A 22,758-nucleotide genomic window follows, 5' to 3' on the forward strand; every position below is an offset into this window, starting at 1 on the left:
CGGATTGGATGATTACTGATCCATGGACCTTTCATGCTTGGTGTAAACGTTAGAATCGATCCCTTCCAGATATTCAACCACTTCATCTACAGGAACCACATCGGCAAACTTGGCTTCCATATCAAACAGGTTCCACTCGATCACGCCCGGTACACGGTCGCCCACAGTACCCTCGGGTACGATGGTCTTAAACCCGTAACCGGTGGAATCCATGACCGTATGGCGTACACATGCACAGGAGGTGGCGCCCATGACAATGAGGGTATCCACACCCAGGAAATTCAGGGTCTGGGCAAGATGGGTTCCAAAGAAATTGGACGCATATTTTTTATGGATGACCGGCTCCTCCGGAAGTGGTTTCAGCTTTGGATCGATCTCCAGCCACTCAGAGTTGATATCCAGGGCGCTCATAGGGATCTTTTCATCCCAGCGGGGAAGATCCCACTGCTGCTTGCCTACATATCCTGTGGTGGTATGGAAAATAGGAACCCCTGCCTTGCGGCCTGCTTCCAGCACCTTCAGGGCATTGGCGCATACTTCCTCGGAATGGTCACAGGTAAAGGGGTGTCCTTCACTCATCCATGCCTTGGCCATATCCACGGTGGTGATGGCCGGAGCTTTTCCAAAACCCATTTTACGCATGAATCCGCGTTCTTTATAGATCTTGCGCGCCTCTGCAAATGCTTTTTTAAGAAGTTCCTCATCAAACTCATAATGATCCACAAATTTATAATCCTTGTTCTCTGCCATGAAATATGTACTCCTTTCTTAACGAAACGCTGACGGGTATGGAATCTGTTCCGGATCAGATCCATGAAATAGTGAAGATAACCAATAATAAGCCTATTATCATAATGTTTTTGTGCACTTTGCTGTCGTAACTATAGTATAACAATGTCATTTCAATTTGAAAAGGGATTTTGGACCTTTGTCAGATACTGTACCGTGACAGCTGCCTGTCATGTGAAACAAGCATTTAATGATTGGAAGGAGATCTGCCATGACAGAGAAGAAGCTGTCCACCCTGGGTTATCTTATGGACAGGCTGGGCCTTTCCACAGCGGGACTGGCCCGCAGGCTCCATGTGGATGCCAGCCTGGTGAGCAAATGGCGCAGCGGCAGCCGCCGCCTCAATGTGAAGTCCGTATATTTTGAGGAGATATGCGCCATGCTTTTAGAGCAGGACGGCACGGCCTTAGATGATGCCCTGCATTCCCTGGTCCTGCTTAAGGACAGTGAGGATTCCCCGGACACCGCGGTGCTCCTTCGGCGGGTCCTCACCGACCGGCATTTTACGGTTCCCAGGGCATTTACCCTGAGGACAGAGGCGGTGTGTACGGCGGAGATCGCAGTGTATACCAGCGGCGAAGGGCGGCGGCAGGCCATATCAGACCTGTTGGATGTGGCTGAGGCCATGGAGATGCCGGGAGAGATGCTTTATGTGGATTCCGAGCAGAGCAGGTGGCTGCTGGAGGATCCGGTCTATGCACAGGAGTGGGTCGGGCGGATGCTGGGGCTTTTGGACCGGGGATTTATCTTCCGGGCGGCCCTTCACTTTTCCGTGTCAGTGGACGGATTTGTATCATTTTTCCACCTGTGCAGCCCTCTGATCTTCCACCGCAATGCCCACTGGTTTTACCACCAGTATTATGATGAAAATATATACTGGTTTTCCTTTTTTATCCTGGAACATGCCATGAGCGTTTCTGGGATGTCCATGTCCACGGAACAGACCTCCACCACGGTCTACACGGATGCGTATTCCATACTCCAGCACAGGAATGTGTTCCATATGGTGCTGACCAGCTGCCGGCCCATGTTCATGGATCTCTCCACCGATATGGGACGGGAGGCTGTAAGCAGGTTAAACAGTTCTGTGCGCCAGGGCGAAAAGCTTCTTTCCTATCTGCCGGCGCCTGCATTTATGACAGTGGAGGAAACGCTGTTAAATGATATCCTGCAGGAAAATGAAGTCACAGGCCAGGCAGCTTCCCGGTGCAGGGAGATCAACCGGCTTCTCAGGGCAATGACGGAGCGGCATCTGGCGGCAGGGGAGGAGATCATACAGATCCTGCAGCTGGATGAGATGCAGCGCCGGATCCGCACCCGCTATATAAGCACCAGCCTGTCGCTGATTTGCAAAAAGCAGGTGGTGATCTCCCCGATCCACTGTGCCAGGGGGCTGGAGGAATTAGCCGGCCGCATGGAGCGGTATCCTTTCTGCCGCCTGTTCCTCACAGACGGCACGGACCATATCTGCCTGCCGGACATCAACTGCTGGTGCCACGGCACATCCTGGATGGTCCAGATGGACGCACATGGCTTTCGGGTCTGCCATGAGTCCACACTCTCCGGCGCAGCCTATATAACGCTGGAACAGGGATGGCGCAGGGTTCCTCCGGGCCGCAAGGATCCGGCAGCTGTCCTGTCCGTGCTCCGGTCTCTGATTACATATATTAAGGATTGCATTTTATAATACATACTGTTATAATAAGTAGTAATCAATACTACATGTTAAAATGCATGGATAAGAAACCGGAGGACTTTTGTATGACCTACAAGATTATTGGGGACAGTTGTCTTGATTTGACTGATGAGTTAAAGAAGGATCCAAGATTCCAGATGATACCGCTGACATTGCAGGTTGGAAGCGCGCTGGTAGTGGATGACGAGACATTTGACCAGAAGAAATTTATAGATTTGGTAAAGGCCTGCCCGGAATGCCCGAAGACGGCATGCCCTTCACCGGAGACATTTAAGGAAGCATATGAGGAAGCAGATGCAGAGGGAGTGTTTGTGATCACTCTTTCAGGCCATCTCAGCGGAAGCTATAATTCGGCGGAGCTGGCCAGGAAGCTGTTTGAGGAGGAGCGGGCTGAAAAGGGTCATGGGGATCAGGAGAAGAGGGTGGCTGTGATCGATTCACTGTCCGCATCCTCAGGTGAACTGAACATTGCCATGTATATCCAGGCCCTGTGCGAAGCTGGTCTGGAATTTGACCAGGTGCTGGAAAAGGCTCTTGCGTACAGGGACAGTATGAAAACATATTTTGTTCTGGAAAGCCTGGATACGCTCCGCAAGAACGGAAGGCTTTCTGGGCTTCAGGCATTTTTTGCCACGGCCCTGAACATTAAGCCTGTGATGGGCGCTGATTCAGGAACTATCATCAAGCTGGACCAGGCCAGAGGAATCAATAAGGCGATTCAGAGAATGTGCGATATTGCGGTGAAGGAAGCCGGGAACACCGTGGATAAGATCGCAGTGGTATGTCATGTAAACCACCCCCAGCGGGCAGAGTACATGAAATCAGAGCTGGAGAAGCGAGGGACTTTTAAGGATATTGTGATTACCACAGCAGCCGGAGTGGCTACTGTGTATGCCAATGACGGCGGCATTATCCTGGCAATATAACTTGAGATGACAGGAAGTTGTGGATGAGAAGAAGCTGGATATTGGCAGTGGTGCTTGTACTGGGAGTGCTGCTGTCAGGAATAACAGGATACCTGATATGGCATACGGTGCATAACAGCTATGTGAAGGCCGAAGTGATGGATGGCGGTCCGGGGGCATCAGGCAATGCCGGTCCGGCAGACGGCGCCGGTCAGGACAGCGCCGGCCAGGACAGCGCCGGCCTTCACGGCAACCAGGGCGCGGGCGGACAGGGAGAAGGATCCCGGGGCCTCGGCGGACCGGAAGGTTTTCAGGATGGCCGGCAGGACGCCGGACAGGGAGTGGAAGGCCTTGACAACGGTGGTGAAGAAGGCAGTATGACAGAGGATGGCGGAGCGGATCCAGAGCCGGAGGATTCCACCATCCGTTTTGTGTTTGCCGGCGATATCCTTTTATCAGACCATGTGCTGGCAGCCTATAACAAAACCGGGACCATTGGCAGTGTTGTGGACCAGGGCTTGAGGGACGTGATCGATGGCAGCGATGTGTTTATGGCAAACCAGGAGTTTCCGTTCAGCAACAGGGGAAGCGCTGCCGCAGATAAGCAGTTTACCTTCCGCCTGCCTCCGGAGAAGGTGTCCCTGCTAAAGGAGATGGGGATTGACATTGTAACCCTTGCCAATAACCATGCCCTGGATTTTGGTACGGATGCCCTGCTGGACACCTGCGACACGCTGGATGAGGCGGGAATATACCGGGTAGGGGCAGGCGCAAACCTGGAGGAAGCCAGGAAACCTGTGATCATGGAGATCAAGGGAAAGACCATAGGATTTCTGGGCGCATCCAGGGTGATACCCGTGGGTTCCTGGAATGCCACGGCCACAAGCCCGGGCATGCTGACCACCTACGATCCCGCCATGCTGCTAGAGGATATCAAGAGCGCAAAGGAAACATGTGATTTTGTGATTGTGTACGTGCATTGGGGAATTGAGCGGGACGAGTATCCCCAGGATTACCAGCGCACCATGGGAAAGCAGTATATTGACGCGGGGGCGGACATGGTGATCGGCAGCCATCCCCATGTGCTTCAGGGCATGGAATACTACAATGGTAAACCCATTGTGTACAGCCTGGGCAATTTTGTATTTGGAAGCAGCATCCCTAAGACAGCCCTTCTCACAGCTGACTGGGATGGAGAGAACCTGTCCCTTGCGTTCGTACCCGGGACATCCTCGGGCGGCTACACGCGCCCATTGACGGGAGAAGATGAAAAGCAGGCATTTTACCGGTATCTCACGGGACTCTCTTATGGGGTAGTGATCGATGGGGAAGGGTGCAGGCAGGAGTAAAAAGATTTGATCATATATGGATATATTAAGGGCGTGCAGCACGAATCCCATCGTGTGCACGCCCTTTTGTCATAGATGGCCGGTGCGGTATCCTGAGTCCGATCAGGATCAATCCACAAACTGCTCCCCATAGCCGTAATGCTCAACCACATAGTCGATATCCTTATCGCCTCTGCCGCTTAAGCAGACCAGGATGGCACCCTGGCGCATTTCCCTGGCCCTGCGCATGGCATAGGCAACCGCATGCGCACTCTCAATGGCAGGGATGATCCCCTCATACCGGGACAGCTTAAAGAAGGCGTCCATGGCTTCCTCATCGCTGACCGTATCGTATTTGACCCTTCCAAGATCATGAAGGAAGGCGTGCTCCGGGCCCACGGAAGGATAGTCCAGGCCGCTGGCAATGGAGTAGACCGGGGCCGGCTCACCATTTTCATCCTTGAGCATAATGCTCTCAAATCCATGCATGACGCCTTTTTCACCAAACTTCATGGATGCCGCGTGGTCACCCAGATGTTCTCCCTTGCCAAGGGGTTCCACTCCGGTGATGTCCACCGGGTCATCTAAGAAGGGTATGAACATCCCGATGGAGTTGCTTCCTCCTCCCACACAGGCGCAGACCTCATCCGGGAACATTCCTGTCATCTCGTAGAACTGGTCCCTTGCCTCATAGCCCACCACGGATTGAAAATCCCGCACCATCAGTGGGAACGGATGGGGACCCAGGGCAGAGCCGATGCAGTAGATAGAGTCCTTATAGTTTTTTGCATAGGATTCAAATGCGGAATCCACTGCCTCCTTCAGAGTCTTAAGCCCATGGGTAACCGGAACCACCTTGGCGCCCAGTATCTTCATCCTGGTCACATTGGGGGCCTGTTTTGCAATATCCACTTCACCCATGTGGATCTCGCACTCCAGTCCGAAAAACGCGGCGGCGGTAGCCAGGGCCACCCCGTGCTGTCCGGCTCCTGTTTCCGCGATCAGGCGCTTCTTTCCCATGAACTTTGCCAGAAGTCCCTCGCCCATACAGTGATTCAGCTTGTGGGCCCCGGTGTGGTTTAGATCCTCGCGTTTCAGATAGATCTGGCAGTTGCCGATCTTCTTGGAGAGACGCTCGCAATGGTACACAGGGGTAGGCCTTCCCTGGAATTCCCTGCGGATCCTGCGCAGTTCATTGATAAACTGGGAAGAATGGCAGATGGTCTGGTAGGCGTCTGCAATTTCCTCAAATGCGGGAATCAGTTCCGGGGTCAGGTAGGCGCCGCCGTAAGCGCCAAAACGCCCGTCTTTGTCCGGATAGTTTTTTAGGTATGTTCTGTAGTCCATAAATTTCTCCTTTTTCAAATCGTTATGAATCCCATTATATCTTTAATGGACGGGCTTTTCAATCCATATTATTTGTAGTATCCTGATATTCAGGGAAACATTTTAAAAAATCATTTTCAGGAGGTGTTTTTATATGAAAAAACTGGGTCTGGTAGGGGGCATGGGGCCGGAATCCACGATCCCTTATTACCGTGGGATCGTCTATGGCGTCCGTGAACGGATGGGGGAAAATGTAATGCCGTTTTTGTCCATGGAAAGTGTAAACGTGTTTGATATCCTGGTATTCTGCAGGGAGAAGCGATATGATGACCTGGCTGAATATCTGTTAAAGGCGATCGGGAACCTGGCCGCGGCAGGGGCTGACTTTGCCGCCCTGTCAGCCAATACGCCTCATATTGTATTTGACCAGGTACAAAAGCAGTCGCCCATTCCGTTGATCAGTATTGTGGGGGCCGCCTGCGGGGAGGCGGTCAGGCGGAATCTGACAAAAATCGGTTTAATGGGAACCATATTTACCATGGAGGAGGACTTTTTTAAAAAGCCATTTACAGATAAGGGGATCCAGATCGCAATTCCCAGGGAAGATGAGATGGAGTACATAAACAGAAAAATCTATACCGAGCTGGAATTTGCAGATGTCAGGGAGGATACCCGGCAGGAATTTTTGTCCATTGTGCGCAGAATGAAGGAGGAGGATGGGATCCAGGCTATCGTTCTTGGATGTACGGAGCTGCCGTTGATCCTTAATGACCATATTTCCCCTGTTCCCTGCCTGGACACCATGAAGATACATGTCAGGGCCTTGGTAAAGGAAATTATAGATGGATAAGATTGAGAGCAGATTATAAATAAATAAAACCAAGAGTGAATGAAATTCAGTATAAATATTAATATAATCAATAAAATAATTAAAAATATTAATATTTATATTGACATTTATGAGATTGTGGTAGTATACTGACATCAGGCAGCAGGGAAAAGAAGGGAAGTGATGAGATGAAAAAGGTTATCAGCCGTTGTCCGGTATGCAACAGTGAGCTGACCGTGGCAAGGCTTAAGTGTGATTCCTGCGATACGGTGATTGAGAACAATTTTAAACTCAGTAAATTTGATTATCTCTCCGATGAGGAACTGTATTTTACAGAGACATTTATCCGGTGCAGGGGGAATATCAAGGAAGTGGAAAAGGCCATGGGGATATCGTATCCCACGGTACGCTCCAAGCTGGAAGCAGTGATCAAGAAGCTGGGATATGAGACGGGAACCGATGATCAGGCGGCCAGAAAGGAAGAGATCCTAAGGGCGCTGGAGAATGGGGAGATAACAGCAGAACAGGCCATTGCCCAATTAAAGTAGCAGCCAGAAACCACGATTTCAAGAATAAGGAGCATTCATTATGGATGAAAAACTAAGAATATTAAAGATGATAGAGGAAGGCACCATCACGGCGGAGCAGGGAGCGGAGCTGATCGCGGCCATGAATCTGGATTCACAGGCACCGGAGACAGGGATCGAACGGATCAACTATGATAAGAAGATGTTTCGCATTATTGTGGACAGCGTTTCCGGGGACAAGGTCAAGGTCCAGTTTCCTGTTGGAGCCATTAAGAAGGTACTGAAGGCAACGGGCAAACTTCCCATACCGGAAAAGGATCTTCAGGGTGTGGATCTTGCCAGTATGATGGAAGCCATTTCCGAATGTCTGGATGATGAGCTGGAAGGGGACTTTGTCAATGTGGAGGCTGCGGACGGCTCCACTGTAAGGGTATATGTTGACAAATAGGGGCCGAAGATATGATTGTTAAGATCAGGACAAAGGGGATGCGCCTGTTTCTGCCTGTGCCGGTGAAATTTATGGGTTTGGCCATGAGATGGATGCCTGAAAGGATCATGGAGGATATCAGGGCCAATATACCGGAGCCATATGGCGGCCTGGTTACAAAAGATCATATCCTTATGGTGCTGGAAGAATGCCTGGATGTGATCAAAGAAAGCAAGGGCCTGGAAGTAATCCATGTGGAGACAGGGGACGGCACATATTTATCAGTTAAACTGTAAAAAGAGATATACGGGGCTTAAGAATACCGCCCGGTCACTGGATTCCAGCGGCCGGGCGGTGTTTTTGTATATATGCTTATTTTAGTATTAAAGCCTGCGTGCAATGGCCTTGATAAAGTCCTCGCTGTTTAACACAACCGGATCCGGCAGGGAAGTGATAAGGGCCAGATCCTTGGTCATTTCGCCGCCCTCAATGGTATCCAGGGTGGCCTTCTCCAGTTTGTCGGCAAATTCCATCAGATCTTGATTGCCGTCCAGTTCGCCCCGTTTCCTCAGTGCGCCGGTCCATGCAAAGATGGTTGCCACTGAGTTGGTGGAGGTTTCCTCGCCCTTTAAGTGCTTATAGTAATGGCGCTGTACTGTTCCGTGGGCTGCTTCGTACTCGAAGTTACCGTCCGGGGATACCAGAACAGAGGTCATCATGGCCAGGGAACCAAAGGCCGAGGAGATCATGTCGCTCATCACATCACCGTCATAGTTCTTGCAGGCCCAGATATAGCCGCCCTCAGATTTCATAACGCGGGCAACGGCATCATCGATCAGAGTGTAGAAGTAAGTAATGCCCGCATCCTCAAACTTCTTTGTATATTCACTGTCAAAGATCTCCTGGAAAATGTCCTTAAAGGTATGGTCATACTGTTTGGAAATGGTATCCTTGGTGGCAAACCAAAGATCCTGCTTGGTATCAAGGGCATAGTTAAAGCAGCTTCTGGCAAAGCTTTCAATGGACTTGTTAACATTGTGCATACCCTGTACGATTCCGGGGCAGTTAAAGCTGTGGATCAGCTCGCGGCTTTCAGTCCCGTCCTCTGCCGTGTATACCAGTTCCACCTTGCCGGGGCCGGGGATTTTCATTTCAGAAGCCTTATACACGTCACCGTAGGCATGTCTTGCAATGGTGATGGGCTTTTTCCAGCATTTTACACAGGGCTCGATCCCTTTTACCACAATGGGGGCGCGGAACACGGTCCCGTCCAGGATGGCACGAATGGTGGCATTGGGGCTTTTCCACATATCCTTCAGATGATACTCCTCCACGCGGGCTGCGTTGGGGGTGATGGTAGCACACTTGACAGCCACACCGTACTTTTTGGTGGCGTTGGCGGAATCGATGGTTACCTGATCATTTGTCTCATCCCTGTATTCCAAACCCAGGTCGTAGTACTCTGTCTTCAGATCTATGTACGGCAGGATCAGGTTGTCTTTGATCATCTGCCAGAGAATCCTCGTCATCTCATCGCCGTCCATCTCTACAATGGGGGTGGTCATCTTAATTTTGTCCATACTATGTCCTCCTGATTTTTTGCATTATGTTATAGTATACAACGAATTACAGGTTAGAACAAGTTTAAAACTCTAAAATTTTTAAGCTTGTTTTCACCTGTTTTTCCCCTGCCATGTGTCCCTTTCCCTAAAACGCTGATGAAGGGTGTTGAGCACAAGGCGCTTGTTGCCGCTCCACAACGGGGCGATCAAAAGCTTTTTCGGGCCGTCACCGGTGATGCGGTGTATGGTCATCTCAGGCGGAAGAAGTTCCACGCAGTCTATGACAAGATCAATATATTCACTCATTTCCAGGACCGGAAAGGGGGCGCTGCGGTAAAGCTGGGACAGGTCCGTGCCCTCCAGTATGTGGAGCAGCTGTAGTTTGATGCCGTCAATGGCGGCGGCCTGGCCTGCACCTGGCCGCCCGGAAACGGCTGGACCAATGCCTGCCAGCCCGGAATTGGCCTGGCCGGCGCCTGTTATCCCTTCAGCCAGATATCTGACCGTGTCCAGCATCATTTCCCTTGTCTCGCCCGGCAGTCCCAGGATCACATGGACAATGACCGTTAACCCCGCCTTTTTGAGCCGGTCCACCGCTGATTCAAACACGGGCAGGGGATAGCCGCGGCGGATGAACTGCGCCGTGGACTGGTGGATGGTCTGCAGGCCCAATTCCACCCACACGGGCTTGATGGCGGCAAGTTCTTTTAACAGTTCCACCACCTCCGGTTCCAGACAGTCCGGCCGGGTTGCAATGGACAGGGCCGCGATCTCCGGATGACAGATGGCTTCCGTGAAGACAGAGCGCAGGCGGGAGACAGGCCCATAGGTATTGGTGTAGGACTGGAAGTAGGCGATATATGCGCCCTTGCCCGTCATTTTTCTCCGTACCTGGGCTTTGGCGGCCTCGATCTGTGCTGTAACGGATTCCATGGCAGGGGATGCAAAATCCCCTGATCCCCCCGCGCTGCAGAAAATACATCCGCCCGTGCCCAGCGTCCCGTCCCGGTTGGGACAGGTCATGCCTCCGTTCAGGGAGAGCTTATATACCTTTTGTCCAAATTGTTGTTTCAGTTCATAATCCAGGGAATGATAAGGTTTACCGTTCCAGTCCATAGGGCGCCGCCTTTCCGGTTATTTTCTTTTTGGATTATACCAGGAAAGAGGGAGTATTTCCATAAAAACTGTTAGGAACCTGTGAAATCAGGTAGTCAGAAATGATACCCAACCCAGCTTGACAGTCTTTCGCGCCTGCTCTCGGAATATGCCCTTACGGTATATGACGATCAGCCCTATTGGCCCACCGGGGACTATTGCACCATGATCTGCGCAGCCTGATCATCTCCGAAGAGAAGAACGAGGATCACACGCAGCCGGACAGTGTCTGGAGGCCATCAAAATAGGCAGTAGGCGGGAGCAGAAAGCATTTCCATAAAAATTCATACAATGCAGTAAAATATTCTATTGTGGTCCGGGCTGCTGTTGTGTTAAACTGATCACAGACAGGGGACAGCCCCTGATTTTGTGTATGATTAAAGGAGAGGTAAGGCATGAAGGTAAATGATACCATCCGGTTGATGGAAAGTGAAAACGCAAAAAAACTTCTGGCTAAGCTGTACGGAGAGGACGCAGTGGCTGAGAACATGGCACGGTACCAGGAACTGCTGAAAGGATATGAGAAAACATTTGGAGACAGCGGGGATGTGCTTTTGTTTTCATCACCGGGACGCACGGAGATCAGCGGAAACCACACGGACCATAACCATGGAAAGGTCCTTGCGGGAAGCATTAACCTGGACTGTGTGGGAGTGGCTGCAAAGAACAGCTCCAACTATGTACATATTGTCAGTGAGACGTATAATCAGGACTTTACCATTGACTTAAATCATCTGGAGCCCAGCGATAAAAAGGCAGGGACCGTGGACCTGGTAAAGGGGCTGTTAAAGGGATTTGAGGAGTCGGGGTATGATGTGGGAGGCTTTAATGCATACATTACCAGCAATGTGATCAGTGCGGCAGGCGTCAGCTCCTCGGCTGCTTTTGAGATGCTTTTGTGCTCCATGCTCAACACATTCTTTAATGAGGGACGCATGGACAATGTGGCATACGCCCATATTGGAAAATATTCAGAGAACAACTACTGGGATAAGGCGTCAGGCCTTCTGGACCAGATGGCCTGCGCGGTGGGTGGCCTGATCACCATTGATTTTGTGGAGCCTTCAGCGCCGGTAGTGGAGAAAATCGAGTTTGATTTCGGATCCCAGAACCACAGCCTGATCATTGTCCAGACCGGCAAGGGCCACGCTGACCTGAGCGCGGACTACTCATCCGTTCCCAGCGAGATGAAGAAGGTGGCCCAGTATTTTGGCAAGGAAGTGCTGGCCCAGGTGTCGGAGGAAGAGGTGATCCGCAGCCTGGCAGCGGTGCGGGAGTTTGCGGGGGATCGTTCCGTGCTTCGCGCCCTTCATTTCTTTGAGGAAAACAAGAGGGTGGAAGCAGAGGTGGCTGCGCTGAAGGAGAACCGCTTTGGGGATTTTCTGGCCAACATCACAGCATCGGGAAACTCTTCCTGGAAATGGCTTCAGAACTGCTTTACCAACAGCAATTACCAGGAACAGGGCATCACAGTGACCCTGGCATTGACCGAATTGTTTATTGCCGGGAAACAAAAGGGCGCCTGCCGTGTCCACGGCGGAGGGTTTGCCGGTGTGATCATGGCCATGCTTCCCAATGAACTGGTGGATGAGTATGTTGAATACATTGAAAACTGTACGGGAAAGGGCAGTGCTTTTCGTATGAGCATCCGTCCATACGGGGCGATCTGTATCAATGACCATATGGGATGATGCGGGTCTGCTTTCCCCAAAAATATGGTGGCGGACAGCAGGATAATAGGGTATAATAAGGTCAGAAAATGATAGAGGGGGGAGCATTTGTATGATAGGTAAAGAGACATTGAAACTCCTGAAACAGACATTGGCTGACAGCAGTTATACGGTGGCTGTCTGTGGGTCCGGTATGATGGAAGAGGGCGGCATACTGGGACTGAAGGAGGAGGGGAGGGCATACGAGATTGAACAAACGTATGGCGAGTCCCCGGAGGAATTGTTCCACATATCCTGTTTTTCCAGGAGGCCGGAAATCTTTTATGATTTTTATAAAAAGGAGATCCTGGAAAAAGTTCCCAGCATGACACCGTCAGTGGAAGCCATGGCCGAGATGGAACGGCAGGGCAGGCTTCAGTGTGTTGTGACCACCAGTATTTTTGATCTTCCAAAGGCGGCCGGAGTGGAAAATGTGATCTACCTCCACGGAGGGATCTATGATAACACATGTACCCATTGCGGCAAAAAATATTCCATGGAATACATGAAGAATTCAAAACACATTCCCCTTTGTGAGGACTGCGGGCACATCATACGCCCGGGCACCTTCCTTTACGGGGAGATGGTGGACAGCGGGCTGATGAGCCGGACCGCGGAGGAGATATCCAGGGCCGAGGTGCTTCTGGTACTGGGAACATCCCTCCGATCCGAGGTGTACAGTCATTACATACGGTATTTTCAGGGAAAGAAGATGATCATCATCCACAGGGCGCCCAGGCCCCTGGATGAGAAAGCCGACATGGTGGTCTATGACCTTCCCCAGAATATACTGCCTCTGCTGGTGGAGGAAGAATAAAAGATAAAAGCTGAAAATCAAATCCGGACAGGAACAAAGCCGCAGGCCAGTAAATCAATTGGCCTGCGGCTTTGCTGTTCGTTGCGCTGTCTCAGTTCCTGTGGTAGGAATCCAGCAGCTGGTTTTTTATGTGCCACAGCTCATTGGACAGGTCCACATGGACTTCGTGAGGATTGATCAGACGTTTGGACTCATCCCACAGGGTTTCCAGCTCCCGTCTGCAGTAGGCCTGGATGTCCATTACCTTGGGTGAATCATAGACGCATTTGCCCTCCAGGAACACAGGGACCAGCAGTTCCCTGAGCGTATAGGAATCCGGTGCCAGCATGGTCTTTTTCCAGGTCTCAATGGGGTCAAAGAGAAGGAGGGAGTTGCCTGTGTTAAACTCTTCGCCGACCAGGCAGATCAGATCGGCTATGATCTTGCCCGTGGCCTTGTCGTAAATGCGCTGGATGGTTTTATTGCCCGGATTGGTGATCTTTTCTGCATTTTCCGAAAGCTTGATCTTGGGAATAAACTGGCCGGTGGCCTTGTCCTTTACTGCCGCCAGTTTGTATACACCGCCGAAGGAGGGGCAGTCCTTTGCCGTGATCAGGTTGGTGCCCACACCCCAGGAGTTGATGGTGGCGCCCTGCATCTTCAGGGAGTTGATCAGGTTCTCGTCCAGGTCGTTGGAGGCGGAGATCACCGCGTCCGGGAAGCCGGCATTATCCAGCATTTTTTTGGCCTTTTTGGAAAGGTAGGCGAGATCGCCGCTGTCCAGGCGTATGCCGTAAAAAGTCAGGGGGATACCGGCCTGGCGCATTTCCCTAAATACCTTGATCGCATTTGGGACGCCGGAGTTTAAGGTGTCGTAGGTGTCCACCAGAAGGATGCAGGCGGTTGGATACAGCTTCGCGTAGGTGCGGAAGGCCGTGAGTTCGTCCGGGAAACTCATGATCCAGCTGTGGGCATGGGTGCCTTTTACAGGAACATCGAACATCTTGCCGCAGAGCACGTTGGAGGTGCCGATACACCCTGCGATCATGGCCGCCCTGGCGCCGTAGGTTCCTGCGTCAGGCCCCTGGGCGCGGCGCAGGCCGAACTCCATGACCCCGTCTCCCTTGGCAGCGTATACGATCCGTTCCGTCTTGGTGGCGATCAGGCTCTGGTGGTTGATGATATTAAGAAGGGCTGTCTCCACCAGCTGTGCCTGCATGATGGGGGCAATGACTTTTACAAGGGGTTCTCTTGGGAAGATGATGGTCCCCTCGGGAATGGCGTAAATATCACCTGTAAAACGGAAGTCCCTCAGATAGTCCAGGAAGTCCTCCTCAAAGATCCCCAGGCTGCCCAGATAAGCGATATCGCTTTCATCAAAATGCAGGTCTCGGATATATTCGATCACCTGCTCAAGGCCTGCACAGATGGCAAACCCGTTGCCATGGGGATTGGTACGGTAGAACATGTCAAAGATAACGGTCTCGTTGGCGTCCTTTTCCTTAAAATAGCCCTGCATCATAGTCAGCTCATACAGGTCTGTAAGTAATGTAAGATTTCTCTGTTCCATATAGGTTCCTCCCTGGTGCGTGGCCGGGAGCTGTCCGCATTTGGTGCGGTCCGGCTGGATTTTGGCGGCTGCGCTTGTATGTTGGTTAGTAGTATAGCACAAATTTTACAAAAGGCAAATGAAATGTTAAATTCTTAACAATCTATAAAATAAAAGCAGGGAATGGATCTCCCTGCTCTCAGATCAGTTTCCGGTTTTGTAATCCTCCCTGGCCCAGTTGGGGGCATTGATCGGGCCGGCCTTGGCGTTCCCGTTTTTAGCCGCACCCTGTATCTCAGGAACCTGGGCCTGTTTGTTTTCCGGGTGATGCATGTTCTGGTGATTTTCCGTGCCGTGATTTTTGGGATCATAAGGATCAGGCCTTCTCATACCTGCTTTTGCCATGACGTTACCTCCTGTATTGCATTTTAGCACCGCGGGATGATTATTTCACCCATATGCGCGCCTGGTTTTAGTTTTTGCAGTACGGCAAAAACTATACCGGATCCCCTTATGAATTATGTGGAATCAGGATAAACGAATGAGTAAAAAAATTATGAACAAAAATTAATTTCTGTTATAATAGGGAAGAGAGGATGAGAATGGTTTTGGCGGAAGGTAAAAAGATTAATCTATTGAAATCGGAGATATTGACCATTTTGGAGCAGAATTATAATAAACCACTGGAAGAAATATTTAATAGAAGAAAAAGTTGATGAGGACAGTATAAAAAGTATTAGTGAATTCAAGTTGGAAAAGAGAAGGTATGCGTACCAAAAATGAAGACGGCAGTGTTGCCAATGCCAATATAAAAATAAAGACAGATGATGTACTTATGGATATAAATTTACCAAAACAGTTGATGAATTGAAAAGAATACAAGAAAAACAGTATTATCAATATGATAAAGAGTTATACAATTGCGGGATAGAAGTTTTTCCTGCCTGGGAGTAATTTATAAATGTATTATTAGACACAACAATTCAGATAAACAGAATATTCAAACCAGTTAATGCAGTTGATTCGTCATGACTCGCACCTCGCGGTATGATTAAAATATGAATTGGGAATATTATAGTATATGATGGAAACTTCTGTTTTATAACATTTTTATTTGTTATACGGTTTCAGTTGACATTTTTCACGCCCATTATTATAATAAAGAAGTTAAATAACAAAAGCTGTGATGGAGACAGTAGGCCTGCAGGAACGTTTCAGAGAGCCGGGGAGGGTGGGATCCCGGTACAAGTAGCGCAGAACTGAAGATCACTCCGGAGCTGTCCGGCCGAGATATTTGCGGCGCCCGCCCTTTGGTAAGCCGGATCGCATTTCCTGCGTTAAGGGAACTCATATGATGGTATGCAGTAATAGGTGGTTAAACGAAGGAAGTTTTATGGCTTTCGTCCTGTTAAGGACGGGAGCTTTTTTGTTCTATGGGTATATCACTTCCATGGGACCTCAGTCATCATAACACATACCGGAATCACTGGATCAAAGAACAAATGGATCAATTTAGGAACGGAGGAATACAAAGATGTATGACAAAGTCTCCACAGACCTGAAGTTTGTGGAAAGGGAAAAAGAAGTAGAAAAATTTTGGGAAGATGAGCATATCTTTGAAAAGAGCATTCAGATGCGCGAGGGATGCAAGCCTTACGTGTTTTATGACGGGCCGCCAACTGCCAACGGCAAACCTCATATCGGCCATGTGGAAACACGTGTTATTAAGGATATGATCCCCAGATACCGCGCTATGAAGGGCTATATGGTGCCACGCAAGGCGGGATGGGATACCCATGGACTTCCGGTGGAGCTGGAAGTGGAGAAGAAGCTGGGGCTGGACGGCAAGGACCAGATCGAGCAGTACGGACTGGAGCCCTTTATTAAGCAGTGTAAGGAAAGTGTCTGGAAATACAAGGGCATGTGGGAGGATTTCTCCAACACCGTTGGTTTCTGGGCCGACATGGATGACCCTTATGTGACCTATGAGAATAATTTTATCGAGTCCGAGTGGTGGGCATTAAAGCAGATCTGGGACAAGGGCCTTTTGTACAAGGGCTTTAAGGTAGTTCCCTACTGTCCCCGCTGCGGCACCCCTCTGTCCTCCCACGAGGTGGCACAGGGATATAAGGATGTAAAGGAACGCTCCGCCATTGCACGCTTTAAGGTAAAGGGGGAGGATGCCTATATCCTGGCATGGACCACCACGCCGTGGACCCTTCCCAGCAACCTGGCGCTGTGCGTGAATCCGGTGGAGGATTACGTCAAGGTTAAGACAGGTGACGGTTATACCTACTATATTGCCCAGGCCCTGGCAACCCAGGTGTTGGGCGAGGATTACGAAGTGCTGGAAACCTACAAGGGCAAGGATCTGGAATTTAAGGAGTATGAGCCTTTGTACGACTGCTCGGTGCCTCTGTGTGAGAAGCAGCACAAGAAAGCATACTATGTGGTGTGCGATACCTATGTCACCCTTACAGACGGTACGGGAATCGTACACATTGCCCCTGCGTTTGGTGAAGATGACGCCAATGTGGGACGCAAATACGGCCTTCCCTTTGTACAGCTGGTGGATGCCAAGGGCGATATGACGGCTGAGACACCCTTTGCAGGAACCTTTGTAAAGGATGCGGATCCCCTGGTGTTAAAGGATCTGGAGTCCAGGGGACTTCTGCTGGCAGCTCCTGCATTTGAGCACAGCTATCCCCATTGCTGGAGATGCGGGACTCCTCTGATCTACTATGCGAGAGAATCCTGGTTTATCAAGATGACGGCGGTAAAGGACGACCTGATCCGCAACAATAATACGATCAACTGGGTGCCTGATTCCATTGGCAAGGGCCGTTTCGGCGACTGGCTGGAGAACATCCAGGACTGGGGTATTTCCAGGAACAGGTACTGGGGCACGCCTCTTAACATCTGGGAGTGCCAGTGCGGATACCAGCACTCCATTGGCAGCATTGAAGAGTTAAAGAGCATGTCCGACAACTGCCCGGAGGATATTGAGCTTCACCGTCCTTACATTGACAATGTAAACATCCGGTGCCCCAAGTGCGGCAAGTCCATGAAGCGTGTGCCGGAGGTGATCGACTGCTGGTTTGACTCAGGAGCCATGCCATTTGCCCAGCATCATTATCCATTTGAGAACAAGGAATTATTCGAGTCCCAGTTCCCGGCCCAGTTTATCTCCGAGGCGGTGGACCAGACAAGAGGATGGTTCTACTCCCTTCTGGCGGAATCCACCCTGCTGTTTAACAAGGCGCCTTATGAAAATGTAGTTGTTATGGGTCTTGTGCTGGATGAGAACGGACAGAAGATGAGCAAGTCCAAGGGCAATGCGGTGGATCCCTTTGATACCCTGGCAGCCCACGGCGCGGATGCGATCCGTTGGTTTTTCTACACCTGCAGCGCTCCCTGGCTTCCAAAGAGATACCAGGATAAGGCTGTGACAGAGGGACAGCGCAAATTTATGGGCACTCTGTGGAACACCTATGCATTCTGGGTGCTCTATGCCAACATTGACAATTTTGACGCCACCAAGTACAACCTTGAGTACGACAAGCTGCCGGTCATGGACAAATGGCTGCTGTCCAAGATGAATTCCATGGTAAAATGCGTGGATGAGAACCTGATGAACTACCAGATCCCTGAGGCTGCAAGGTCTCTCCAGGAGTTTGTGGATGACATGAGCAACTGGTATGTGCGCAGAAGCCGCGAGCGTTTCTGGGCAAAGGGAATGGAGCAGGATAAGATCAATGCCTATATGACACTGTATACCGCCCTTGTGACAACTGCCAAAGCAGCGGCTCCCATGATCCCGTTTATGACAGAGCAGATCTATCAGAACATTGTGAGAAAGATCGATGGAGACGCGCCTGAGAGCATTCACCTGTGTGATTTCCCGGAGGTGAAGGAGGACTGGATCGATGCCAGCCTGGAGGCGGACATGGACGAGGTGTTAAAGACGGTTGTCATGGGCCGTGCGGCAAGGAATACGGCTAATATAAAGAACCGTCAGCCCATTGGCCAAATGTATGTAAAGGCCGACCATGCGCTGTCTAAGTTCTATGTGGAGATCATAGAAGATGAACTGAATGTAAAGCAGGTGATCTTCTCTGATGATGTGAGGGCATTTACCTCCTACACATTTAAACCGCAGCTTAAGACCGTGGGACCCAAGTACGGCAAACTGCTGAACAGGATCCGCCAGACCCTGACAGACATTGACGGCAGCGCTGCCATGGACACACTGAATGAAAAAGGCGCCCTGACCTTTGACTTTGACGGACAGGAAGTGGTCCTTACCAAGGATGACCTTTTGATCGATGTGTCCCAAAAGGACGGGTATGTGACGGAGGAAGACAACTACGTGACCGTTGTGCTGGATACCAATCTGACACCGGAGCTGATCGAGGAGGGCTTTGTCCGTGAGATCATCAGCAAGGTACAGACCATGCGCAAGGAGGCAGGCTTTGAGGTGATGGACCATATCGCCGTGTACCAGGACGACAATGACAAGATCGCAGAGCTTTTAAAGGCCCATGCAGATGAGATAAAGGCGGAAGTTATGGCCGATACCATCTTCCTGGGAGGCATGGGAGGTTATGCCAAGGAGTGGAGCATTAACGGTGAAAAAGTAATGCTCGGTGTTGAAAAGACCATGAAATAATGGTAATATGGGAGGCGGGGTTTAAGCACCCCGCCTATATGAGGATGGAGGATAATGCTGATGAATAAAGGATTCGATAAGGCCACATTCAAGCGGAGCGTCATAGACAATGTTAAGAACATGTTCCGCAGGACCATTGATGAAGCCACGCCGCAGCAGGTGTTCCAGGCGGTTGCGTTTGCAGTAAAGGACGTCATTATAGACGAGTGGATCGCATCCCACAAGGAATACGAGAAAAAGGACGTTAAGACAGTGTATTATCTGTCCATGGAGTTTTTGATGGGCCGGGCCCTGGGCAACAATATTATCAATATCTGTGCCCATGATGAAATCAAGGAAGTATTGGATGAACTGGGATTTGATCTGAATATGATCGAGGACCAGGAACCGGATGCAGCCCTTGGCAACGGCGGTCTGGGCCGCCTGGCCGCATGTTTCCTGGATTCCCTTGCAACTCTGGGTTATCCGGCTTACGGGTGCGGGATCCGTTACCGTTACGGTATGTTTAAACAGAAGATTGAGAATGGGTACCAGATCGAGGTGCCGGATGAGTGGCTGAAGGACGGCAACCCCTTTGAGATCCGCCGCCCGGAATACGCCCAGGAGGTCAAGTTCGGGGGATATGTGCGCATTGAGAATGTGGGAGGCGTGAACCATTTTGTGCAGGACGGTTACCAGACCGTGCGTGCGGTGCCCTATGACCTGCCGGTGATCGGCTATGGCAACAATGTGGTGAATACCCTTCGTATCTGGGATGCGGAACCGGTGAATACATTTAACCTGGATTCCTTTGACCGGGGAGATTACCAGAAGGCAGTGGAGCAGGAAAATCTGGCAAAAACCATTGTGGAGGTCCTCTACCCCAATGACAACCACTACGCGGGCAAGGAGCTGCGCCTGAAACAGCAGTATTTCTTTATTTCCGCCAGTGTACAGCGGGCAATTACAAAATATAAGGAGAAACACGAGGACATCCGCAAGTTCCATGAAAAGGTGGTGTTCCAGCTGAACGATACCCACCCCACAGTTGCCATACCGGAACTGATGCGTATCCTTTTGGACGAGGAAGGGCTGACATGGGAGGAGGCATGGGATGTAACCACCAGGACATGTGCCTATACCAACCACACCATTATGTCGGAGGCCCTGGAGAAGTGGCCCATTGAGCTGTTCTCACGCCTGCTTCCGCGTATTTACCAGATCGTGGAGGAGATCAACCGCAGGTTCCAGAACCAGATCCAGTCCATGTACCCGGGCAACCAGGATAAACTGCGCAGCATGTCCATCATTTATGACGGTCAGGTGAAGATGGCATACATGGCCATTGCGGCCAGCTTTTCCGTGAACGGTGTTGCCAGACTGCATACAGAGATCTTAAAGAACCAGGAACTGAAGGATTTTTACCAGATGATGCCTGAAAAGTTTAATAACAAGACAAACGGCATTACACAGAGAAGGTTCCTGCTTCACGGCAATCCCCTTCTGGCCGACTGGGTCACCTCCAAGATCGGGGATGAGTGGATCACAGACCTTCCGCATATCAAGAAGCTGGAGATCTATGCCGATGATGAGAAGTGCCAGCAGGAATTCCTGAATATCAAGTACCAGAATAAAATACGCCTTGCGAAATACATCAAGGAGCACAACGGGATCGATGTGGATCCGCGCTCCATCTTTGATGTGCAGGTAAAGAGACTTCATGAGTATAAGCGCCAGCTGATGAACATACTTCATGTGATGTACCTGTATAACCAGCTAAAGGATAACCCGGAGATGGATATGGTACCCAGGACCTTTATCTTTGGCGCAAAGGCCGCCGCCGGTTATAAGCGGGCCAAACTCACCATCAAGCTGATCAACTCCGTGGCGGATGTGATCAACAATGACAAATCCATCGGGGGCAAGATCAAGGTGGTGTTTATCGAGAATTACCGCGTATCCAACGCAGAACTCATCTTTGCGGCAGCTGATGTAAGTGAGCAGATCTCCACGGCCAGTAAGGAGGCATCCGGCACGGGCAACATGAAGTTTATGCTCAACGGTGCCCTGACCCTGGGCACCATGGACGGAGCCAATGTGGAGATCGTGGAGGAAGTGGGCCAGGAATATGCCTTTATCTTCGGCATGTCCTCAGATGAGGTGATCAATTACGAGAATAACGGCGGATATTACCCCATGGATATTTTCAACAATGACCAGGAGATCCGCAGGGTGCTGATGCAGCTGATCAACGGCTACTATGCGCCTGACAACCCAGAACTGTTCCGGGATATCTACAATTCCCTACTGAATACAAAGAGCAGCGACAAGGCGGACACCTACTTTATCCTGAAGGATTTCCGTTCCTACGCCCAGGCCCACGAAAGGGTGGATCAGGCATTCAGGAACGAGAAGTGGTGGGCAAAGGCAGCGATCCTCAACATTTCAGGCAGCGGTAAGTTTACCTCGGACAGAACCATTGAGGAGTATGTAAGGGATATCTGGCACCTTGAAAAGGTGACAGTGGAAATGTAATACATTCCGGTGCTGCTGTGCGGTACTGAATATGCTCCGGCAAGCCTGAAACATGGAGGCAGCCGGGGCATTTCTGTAAAAGCAGGATACGGGAAGGAGAGGACGATAAAAATGAAGATACGCGATATACTGGCTCAGGGAAGGCCCACCCTGTCTTTTGAGGTGTTTCCTCCCAAAACAGAGGATGCCTATGATACGGTGGAGCGTGCAGCTGCAAAGATTGCAACGCTGAAGCCTGATTTTATGAGTGTTACATACGGGGCAGGCGGAGGGACCAGCGATTATACGGTGGGGATCGCTTCCGATATACAAAAATCAGGGGTGACACCCCTGGCCCATCTCACCTGTGTGTCATCCACACGGGATAAGGTACACTCCGTGCTGGAGGAACTGAAAAACCACGGCATTGAAAATGTACTGGCCCTGAGGGGAGACATTCCGGCTGACGGCCGGACTCCGCGGGAATACCATTACGCTTCGGAACTGATCCATGAGATCAAGCAGTCGGGGGATTTCTGTATTGGGGCCGCCTGTTACCCGGAGGGCCATGTGGAATCAGCCAACAAATCCGTGGACATGGATTATCTCAAGGAGAAGGTGGAAGCCGGCTGCGATTTTGTGACCACCCAGATGTTTTTTGACAACAGCATCCTTTACAGCTATCTGTACCGCATCAGGGAAAAGGGGATCACGGTTCCTGTGATCGCGGGGATCATGCCGGTGACCAGCGCCAAACAGATCAAACGCATTACCCAGATGTCGGGCACTTACCTGCCTTCCAGGTTCCTGGCCATTGTGGACAAATTTGGAGATAACCCTGCAGCCATGAAGCAGGCAGGGATCGCATATGCCACGGACCAGATCATTGACCTGATCGCCAACGGCGTCAGGGGAATCCACGTTTACTCTATGAATAAGCCGGATGTGGCCATGAAGATCAGGGAAAATCTTTCTGAGATACTGTAGAGGCAGGGAGT

Annotated in this window: 18 protein-coding genes; 12 read left to right on the forward strand and 6 right to left on the reverse strand. The window is 50.7% G+C overall.

The features are described from left to right. Positions 1–12: 12 nt before the first annotated feature. Positions 13–750 (reverse strand): isochorismatase family protein, encoded by a 738-nt coding sequence (locus ABID13_RS04965; RefSeq protein WP_007858829.1) that lies wholly within the window; start codon positions 748–750, stop codon positions 13–15. 250 nt (positions 751–1,000) lie between these two features. Here ABID13_RS04965 and ABID13_RS04970 point away from each other — a divergent pair, with 250 nt between their 5' ends. The 3 genes from ABID13_RS04970 (at position 1,001) to ABID13_RS04980 (ending at position 4,739) form a co-directional block, all read left to right on the forward strand. Beyond that, positions 1,001–2,476, forward strand: a complete 1,476-nt coding sequence (locus ABID13_RS04970) for a helix-turn-helix domain-containing protein (RefSeq protein ID WP_048930183.1) — start codon at positions 1,001–1,003, stop codon at positions 2,474–2,476. 74 nt (positions 2,477–2,550) lie between these two features. Continuing rightward, the gene (locus ABID13_RS04975; protein WP_007858825.1) at positions 2,551–3,411 is read left to right on the forward strand and encodes a DegV family protein; all 861 of its coding nucleotides are present in this window, start codon (positions 2,551–2,553) and stop codon (positions 3,409–3,411) included. Positions 3,412–3,434: 23 nt separating this feature from the next. Continuing rightward, positions 3,435–4,739 carry a CapA family protein gene (locus ABID13_RS04980; protein WP_048930182.1) on the forward strand — a complete coding sequence of 435 codons (1,305 nt, stop codon included), beginning with the start codon at positions 3,435–3,437 and terminating at the stop codon, positions 4,737–4,739. Positions 4,740–4,847: 108 nt separating this feature from the next. Here the strand turns inward: ABID13_RS04980 and trpB are convergent, their stop codons facing one another. Further along, a complete protein-coding gene (gene trpB, locus ABID13_RS04985; protein WP_007858822.1) occupies positions 4,848–6,065 on the reverse strand; it encodes a tryptophan synthase subunit beta in 1,218 nt (405 codons plus the stop codon). A gap of 133 nt (positions 6,066–6,198) precedes the next feature. Here trpB and ABID13_RS04990 point away from each other — a divergent pair, with 133 nt between their 5' ends. The 4 genes from ABID13_RS04990 (at position 6,199) to ABID13_RS05005 (ending at position 8,123) form a co-directional block, all read left to right on the forward strand. Beyond that, positions 6,199–6,894 carry an aspartate/glutamate racemase family protein gene (locus ABID13_RS04990; RefSeq protein WP_048930181.1) on the forward strand — a complete coding sequence of 232 codons (696 nt, stop codon included), beginning with the start codon at positions 6,199–6,201 and terminating at the stop codon, positions 6,892–6,894. Positions 6,895–7,061: 167 nt separating this feature from the next. Next, complete coding sequence (locus ABID13_RS04995) at positions 7,062–7,421, forward strand: DUF2089 domain-containing protein (protein ID WP_007858820.1); 360 nt, start codon at positions 7,062–7,064, stop codon at positions 7,419–7,421. A gap of 40 nt (positions 7,422–7,461) precedes the next feature. Beyond that, positions 7,462–7,848 (forward strand): SHOCT-like domain-containing protein, encoded by a 387-nt coding sequence (locus tag ABID13_RS05000; RefSeq protein ID WP_007858818.1) that lies wholly within the window; start codon positions 7,462–7,464, stop codon positions 7,846–7,848. 11 nt (positions 7,849–7,859) lie between these two features. Next, on the forward strand, positions 7,860–8,123 hold the full coding sequence (locus ABID13_RS05005; protein WP_007858816.1) for a hypothetical protein: 264 nt from the start codon (positions 7,860–7,862) through the stop codon (positions 8,121–8,123). A gap of 87 nt (positions 8,124–8,210) precedes the next feature. On the opposite strand, the gene ABID13_RS05010 is transcribed toward ABID13_RS05005, so the two are convergent. Continuing rightward, a complete protein-coding gene (locus ABID13_RS05010; protein WP_007858815.1) occupies positions 8,211–9,407 on the reverse strand; it encodes an NADP-dependent isocitrate dehydrogenase in 1,197 nt (398 codons plus the stop codon). Positions 9,408–9,500: 93 nt separating this feature from the next. After that, the gene (gene mnmL, locus ABID13_RS05015) at positions 9,501–10,505 is read right to left on the reverse strand and encodes a tRNA modification radical SAM protein MnmL/YtqA (RefSeq protein ID WP_007858813.1); all 1,005 of its coding nucleotides are present in this window, start codon (positions 10,503–10,505) and stop codon (positions 9,501–9,503) included. A gap of 434 nt (positions 10,506–10,939) precedes the next feature. On the opposite strand from mnmL, the gene ABID13_RS05020 reads away from it, so the two are divergent. After that, positions 10,940–12,235: a galactokinase gene (locus ABID13_RS05020; protein WP_045092456.1), complete on the forward strand. Its 1,296-nt coding sequence runs from the start codon at positions 10,940–10,942 to the stop codon at positions 12,233–12,235. Positions 12,236–12,326: 91 nt separating this feature from the next. Beyond that, the gene (locus ABID13_RS05025; RefSeq protein ID WP_007858811.1) at positions 12,327–13,070 is read left to right on the forward strand and encodes an SIR2 family NAD-dependent protein deacylase; all 744 of its coding nucleotides are present in this window, start codon (positions 12,327–12,329) and stop codon (positions 13,068–13,070) included. A 91-nt stretch (positions 13,071–13,161) separates the two neighbouring features. On the opposite strand, the gene ABID13_RS05030 is transcribed toward ABID13_RS05025, so the two are convergent. Beyond that, positions 13,162–14,619 (reverse strand): nicotinate phosphoribosyltransferase, encoded by a 1,458-nt coding sequence (locus tag ABID13_RS05030; RefSeq protein ID WP_007858810.1) that lies wholly within the window; start codon positions 14,617–14,619, stop codon positions 13,162–13,164. A 183-nt stretch (positions 14,620–14,802) separates the two neighbouring features. Beyond that, on the reverse strand, positions 14,803–15,003 hold the full coding sequence (locus ABID13_RS05035) for a hypothetical protein (RefSeq protein WP_007858809.1): 201 nt from the start codon (positions 15,001–15,003) through the stop codon (positions 14,803–14,805). Positions 15,004–16,132: 1,129 nt separating this feature from the next. Here ABID13_RS05035 and ileS point away from each other — a divergent pair. The 3 genes from ileS to metF all read left to right on the forward strand — a co-directional run bounded on the left by ileS (position 16,133) and on the right by metF (position 22,747). After that, the gene (gene ileS / locus ABID13_RS05040) at positions 16,133–19,267 is read left to right on the forward strand and encodes an isoleucine--tRNA ligase (protein ID WP_007858805.1); all 3,135 of its coding nucleotides are present in this window, start codon (positions 16,133–16,135) and stop codon (positions 19,265–19,267) included. A 60-nt stretch (positions 19,268–19,327) separates the two neighbouring features. Next, a complete protein-coding gene (locus ABID13_RS05045; RefSeq protein ID WP_007858803.1) occupies positions 19,328–21,781 on the forward strand; it encodes a glycogen/starch/alpha-glucan phosphorylase in 2,454 nt (817 codons plus the stop codon). 111 nt (positions 21,782–21,892) lie between these two features. After that, a complete protein-coding gene (metF, locus tag ABID13_RS05050) occupies positions 21,893–22,747 on the forward strand; it encodes a methylenetetrahydrofolate reductase [NAD(P)H] (RefSeq protein ID WP_007858801.1) in 855 nt (284 codons plus the stop codon). The last annotated feature ends 11 nt before the right edge of the window (positions 22,748–22,758 follow it).

Source organism: Enterocloster citroniae (assembly GCF_040545455.1).
GTDB lineage: Bacteria > Bacillota > Clostridia > Lachnospirales > Lachnospiraceae > Enterocloster > Enterocloster citroniae.

Excerpts from the sequence above, each read along its gene's own strand:
- ABID13_RS05035 (WP_007858809.1), bottom strand. The coding sequence starts at position 15,003 with ATGGCAAAAGCAGGTATGAGAAGGCCTGATCCTTATGATCCCAAAAAT.
- ABID13_RS04990 (WP_048930181.1), top strand. The coding sequence starts at position 6,199 with ATGAAAAAACTGGGTCTGGTAGGGGGCATGGGGCCGGAATCCACGATC.
- mnmL (WP_007858813.1), bottom strand. The coding sequence starts at position 10,505 with ATGGACTGGAACGGTAAACCTTATCATTCCCTGGATTATGAACTGAAA.
- ABID13_RS05005 (WP_007858816.1), top strand. The coding sequence starts at position 7,860 with ATGATTGTTAAGATCAGGACAAAGGGGATGCGCCTGTTTCTGCCTGTG.
- ABID13_RS04980 (WP_048930182.1), top strand. The coding sequence starts at position 3,435 with ATGAGAAGAAGCTGGATATTGGCAGTGGTGCTTGTACTGGGAGTGCTG.
- metF (WP_007858801.1), top strand. The coding sequence starts at position 21,893 with ATGAAGATACGCGATATACTGGCTCAGGGAAGGCCCACCCTGTCTTTT.
- ABID13_RS05000 (WP_007858818.1), top strand. The coding sequence starts at position 7,462 with ATGGATGAAAAACTAAGAATATTAAAGATGATAGAGGAAGGCACCATC.
- ABID13_RS04995 (WP_007858820.1), top strand. The coding sequence starts at position 7,062 with ATGAAAAAGGTTATCAGCCGTTGTCCGGTATGCAACAGTGAGCTGACC.
- ABID13_RS04975 (WP_007858825.1), top strand. The coding sequence starts at position 2,551 with ATGACCTACAAGATTATTGGGGACAGTTGTCTTGATTTGACTGATGAG.
- ABID13_RS04965 (WP_007858829.1), bottom strand. The coding sequence starts at position 750 with ATGGCAGAGAACAAGGATTATAAATTTGTGGATCATTATGAGTTTGAT.
- ABID13_RS05025 (WP_007858811.1), top strand. The coding sequence starts at position 12,327 with ATGATAGGTAAAGAGACATTGAAACTCCTGAAACAGACATTGGCTGAC.
- ABID13_RS04970 (WP_048930183.1), top strand. The coding sequence starts at position 1,001 with ATGACAGAGAAGAAGCTGTCCACCCTGGGTTATCTTATGGACAGGCTG.
- ABID13_RS05045 (WP_007858803.1), top strand. The coding sequence starts at position 19,328 with ATGAATAAAGGATTCGATAAGGCCACATTCAAGCGGAGCGTCATAGAC.
- ABID13_RS05020 (WP_045092456.1), top strand. The coding sequence starts at position 10,940 with ATGAAGGTAAATGATACCATCCGGTTGATGGAAAGTGAAAACGCAAAA.
- ABID13_RS05010 (WP_007858815.1), bottom strand. The coding sequence starts at position 9,407 with ATGGACAAAATTAAGATGACCACCCCCATTGTAGAGATGGACGGCGAT.
- trpB (WP_007858822.1), bottom strand. The coding sequence starts at position 6,065 with ATGGACTACAGAACATACCTAAAAAACTATCCGGACAAAGACGGGCGT.
- ABID13_RS05030 (WP_007858810.1), bottom strand. The coding sequence starts at position 14,619 with ATGGAACAGAGAAATCTTACATTACTTACAGACCTGTATGAGCTGACT.
- ileS (WP_007858805.1), top strand. The coding sequence starts at position 16,133 with ATGTATGACAAAGTCTCCACAGACCTGAAGTTTGTGGAAAGGGAAAAA.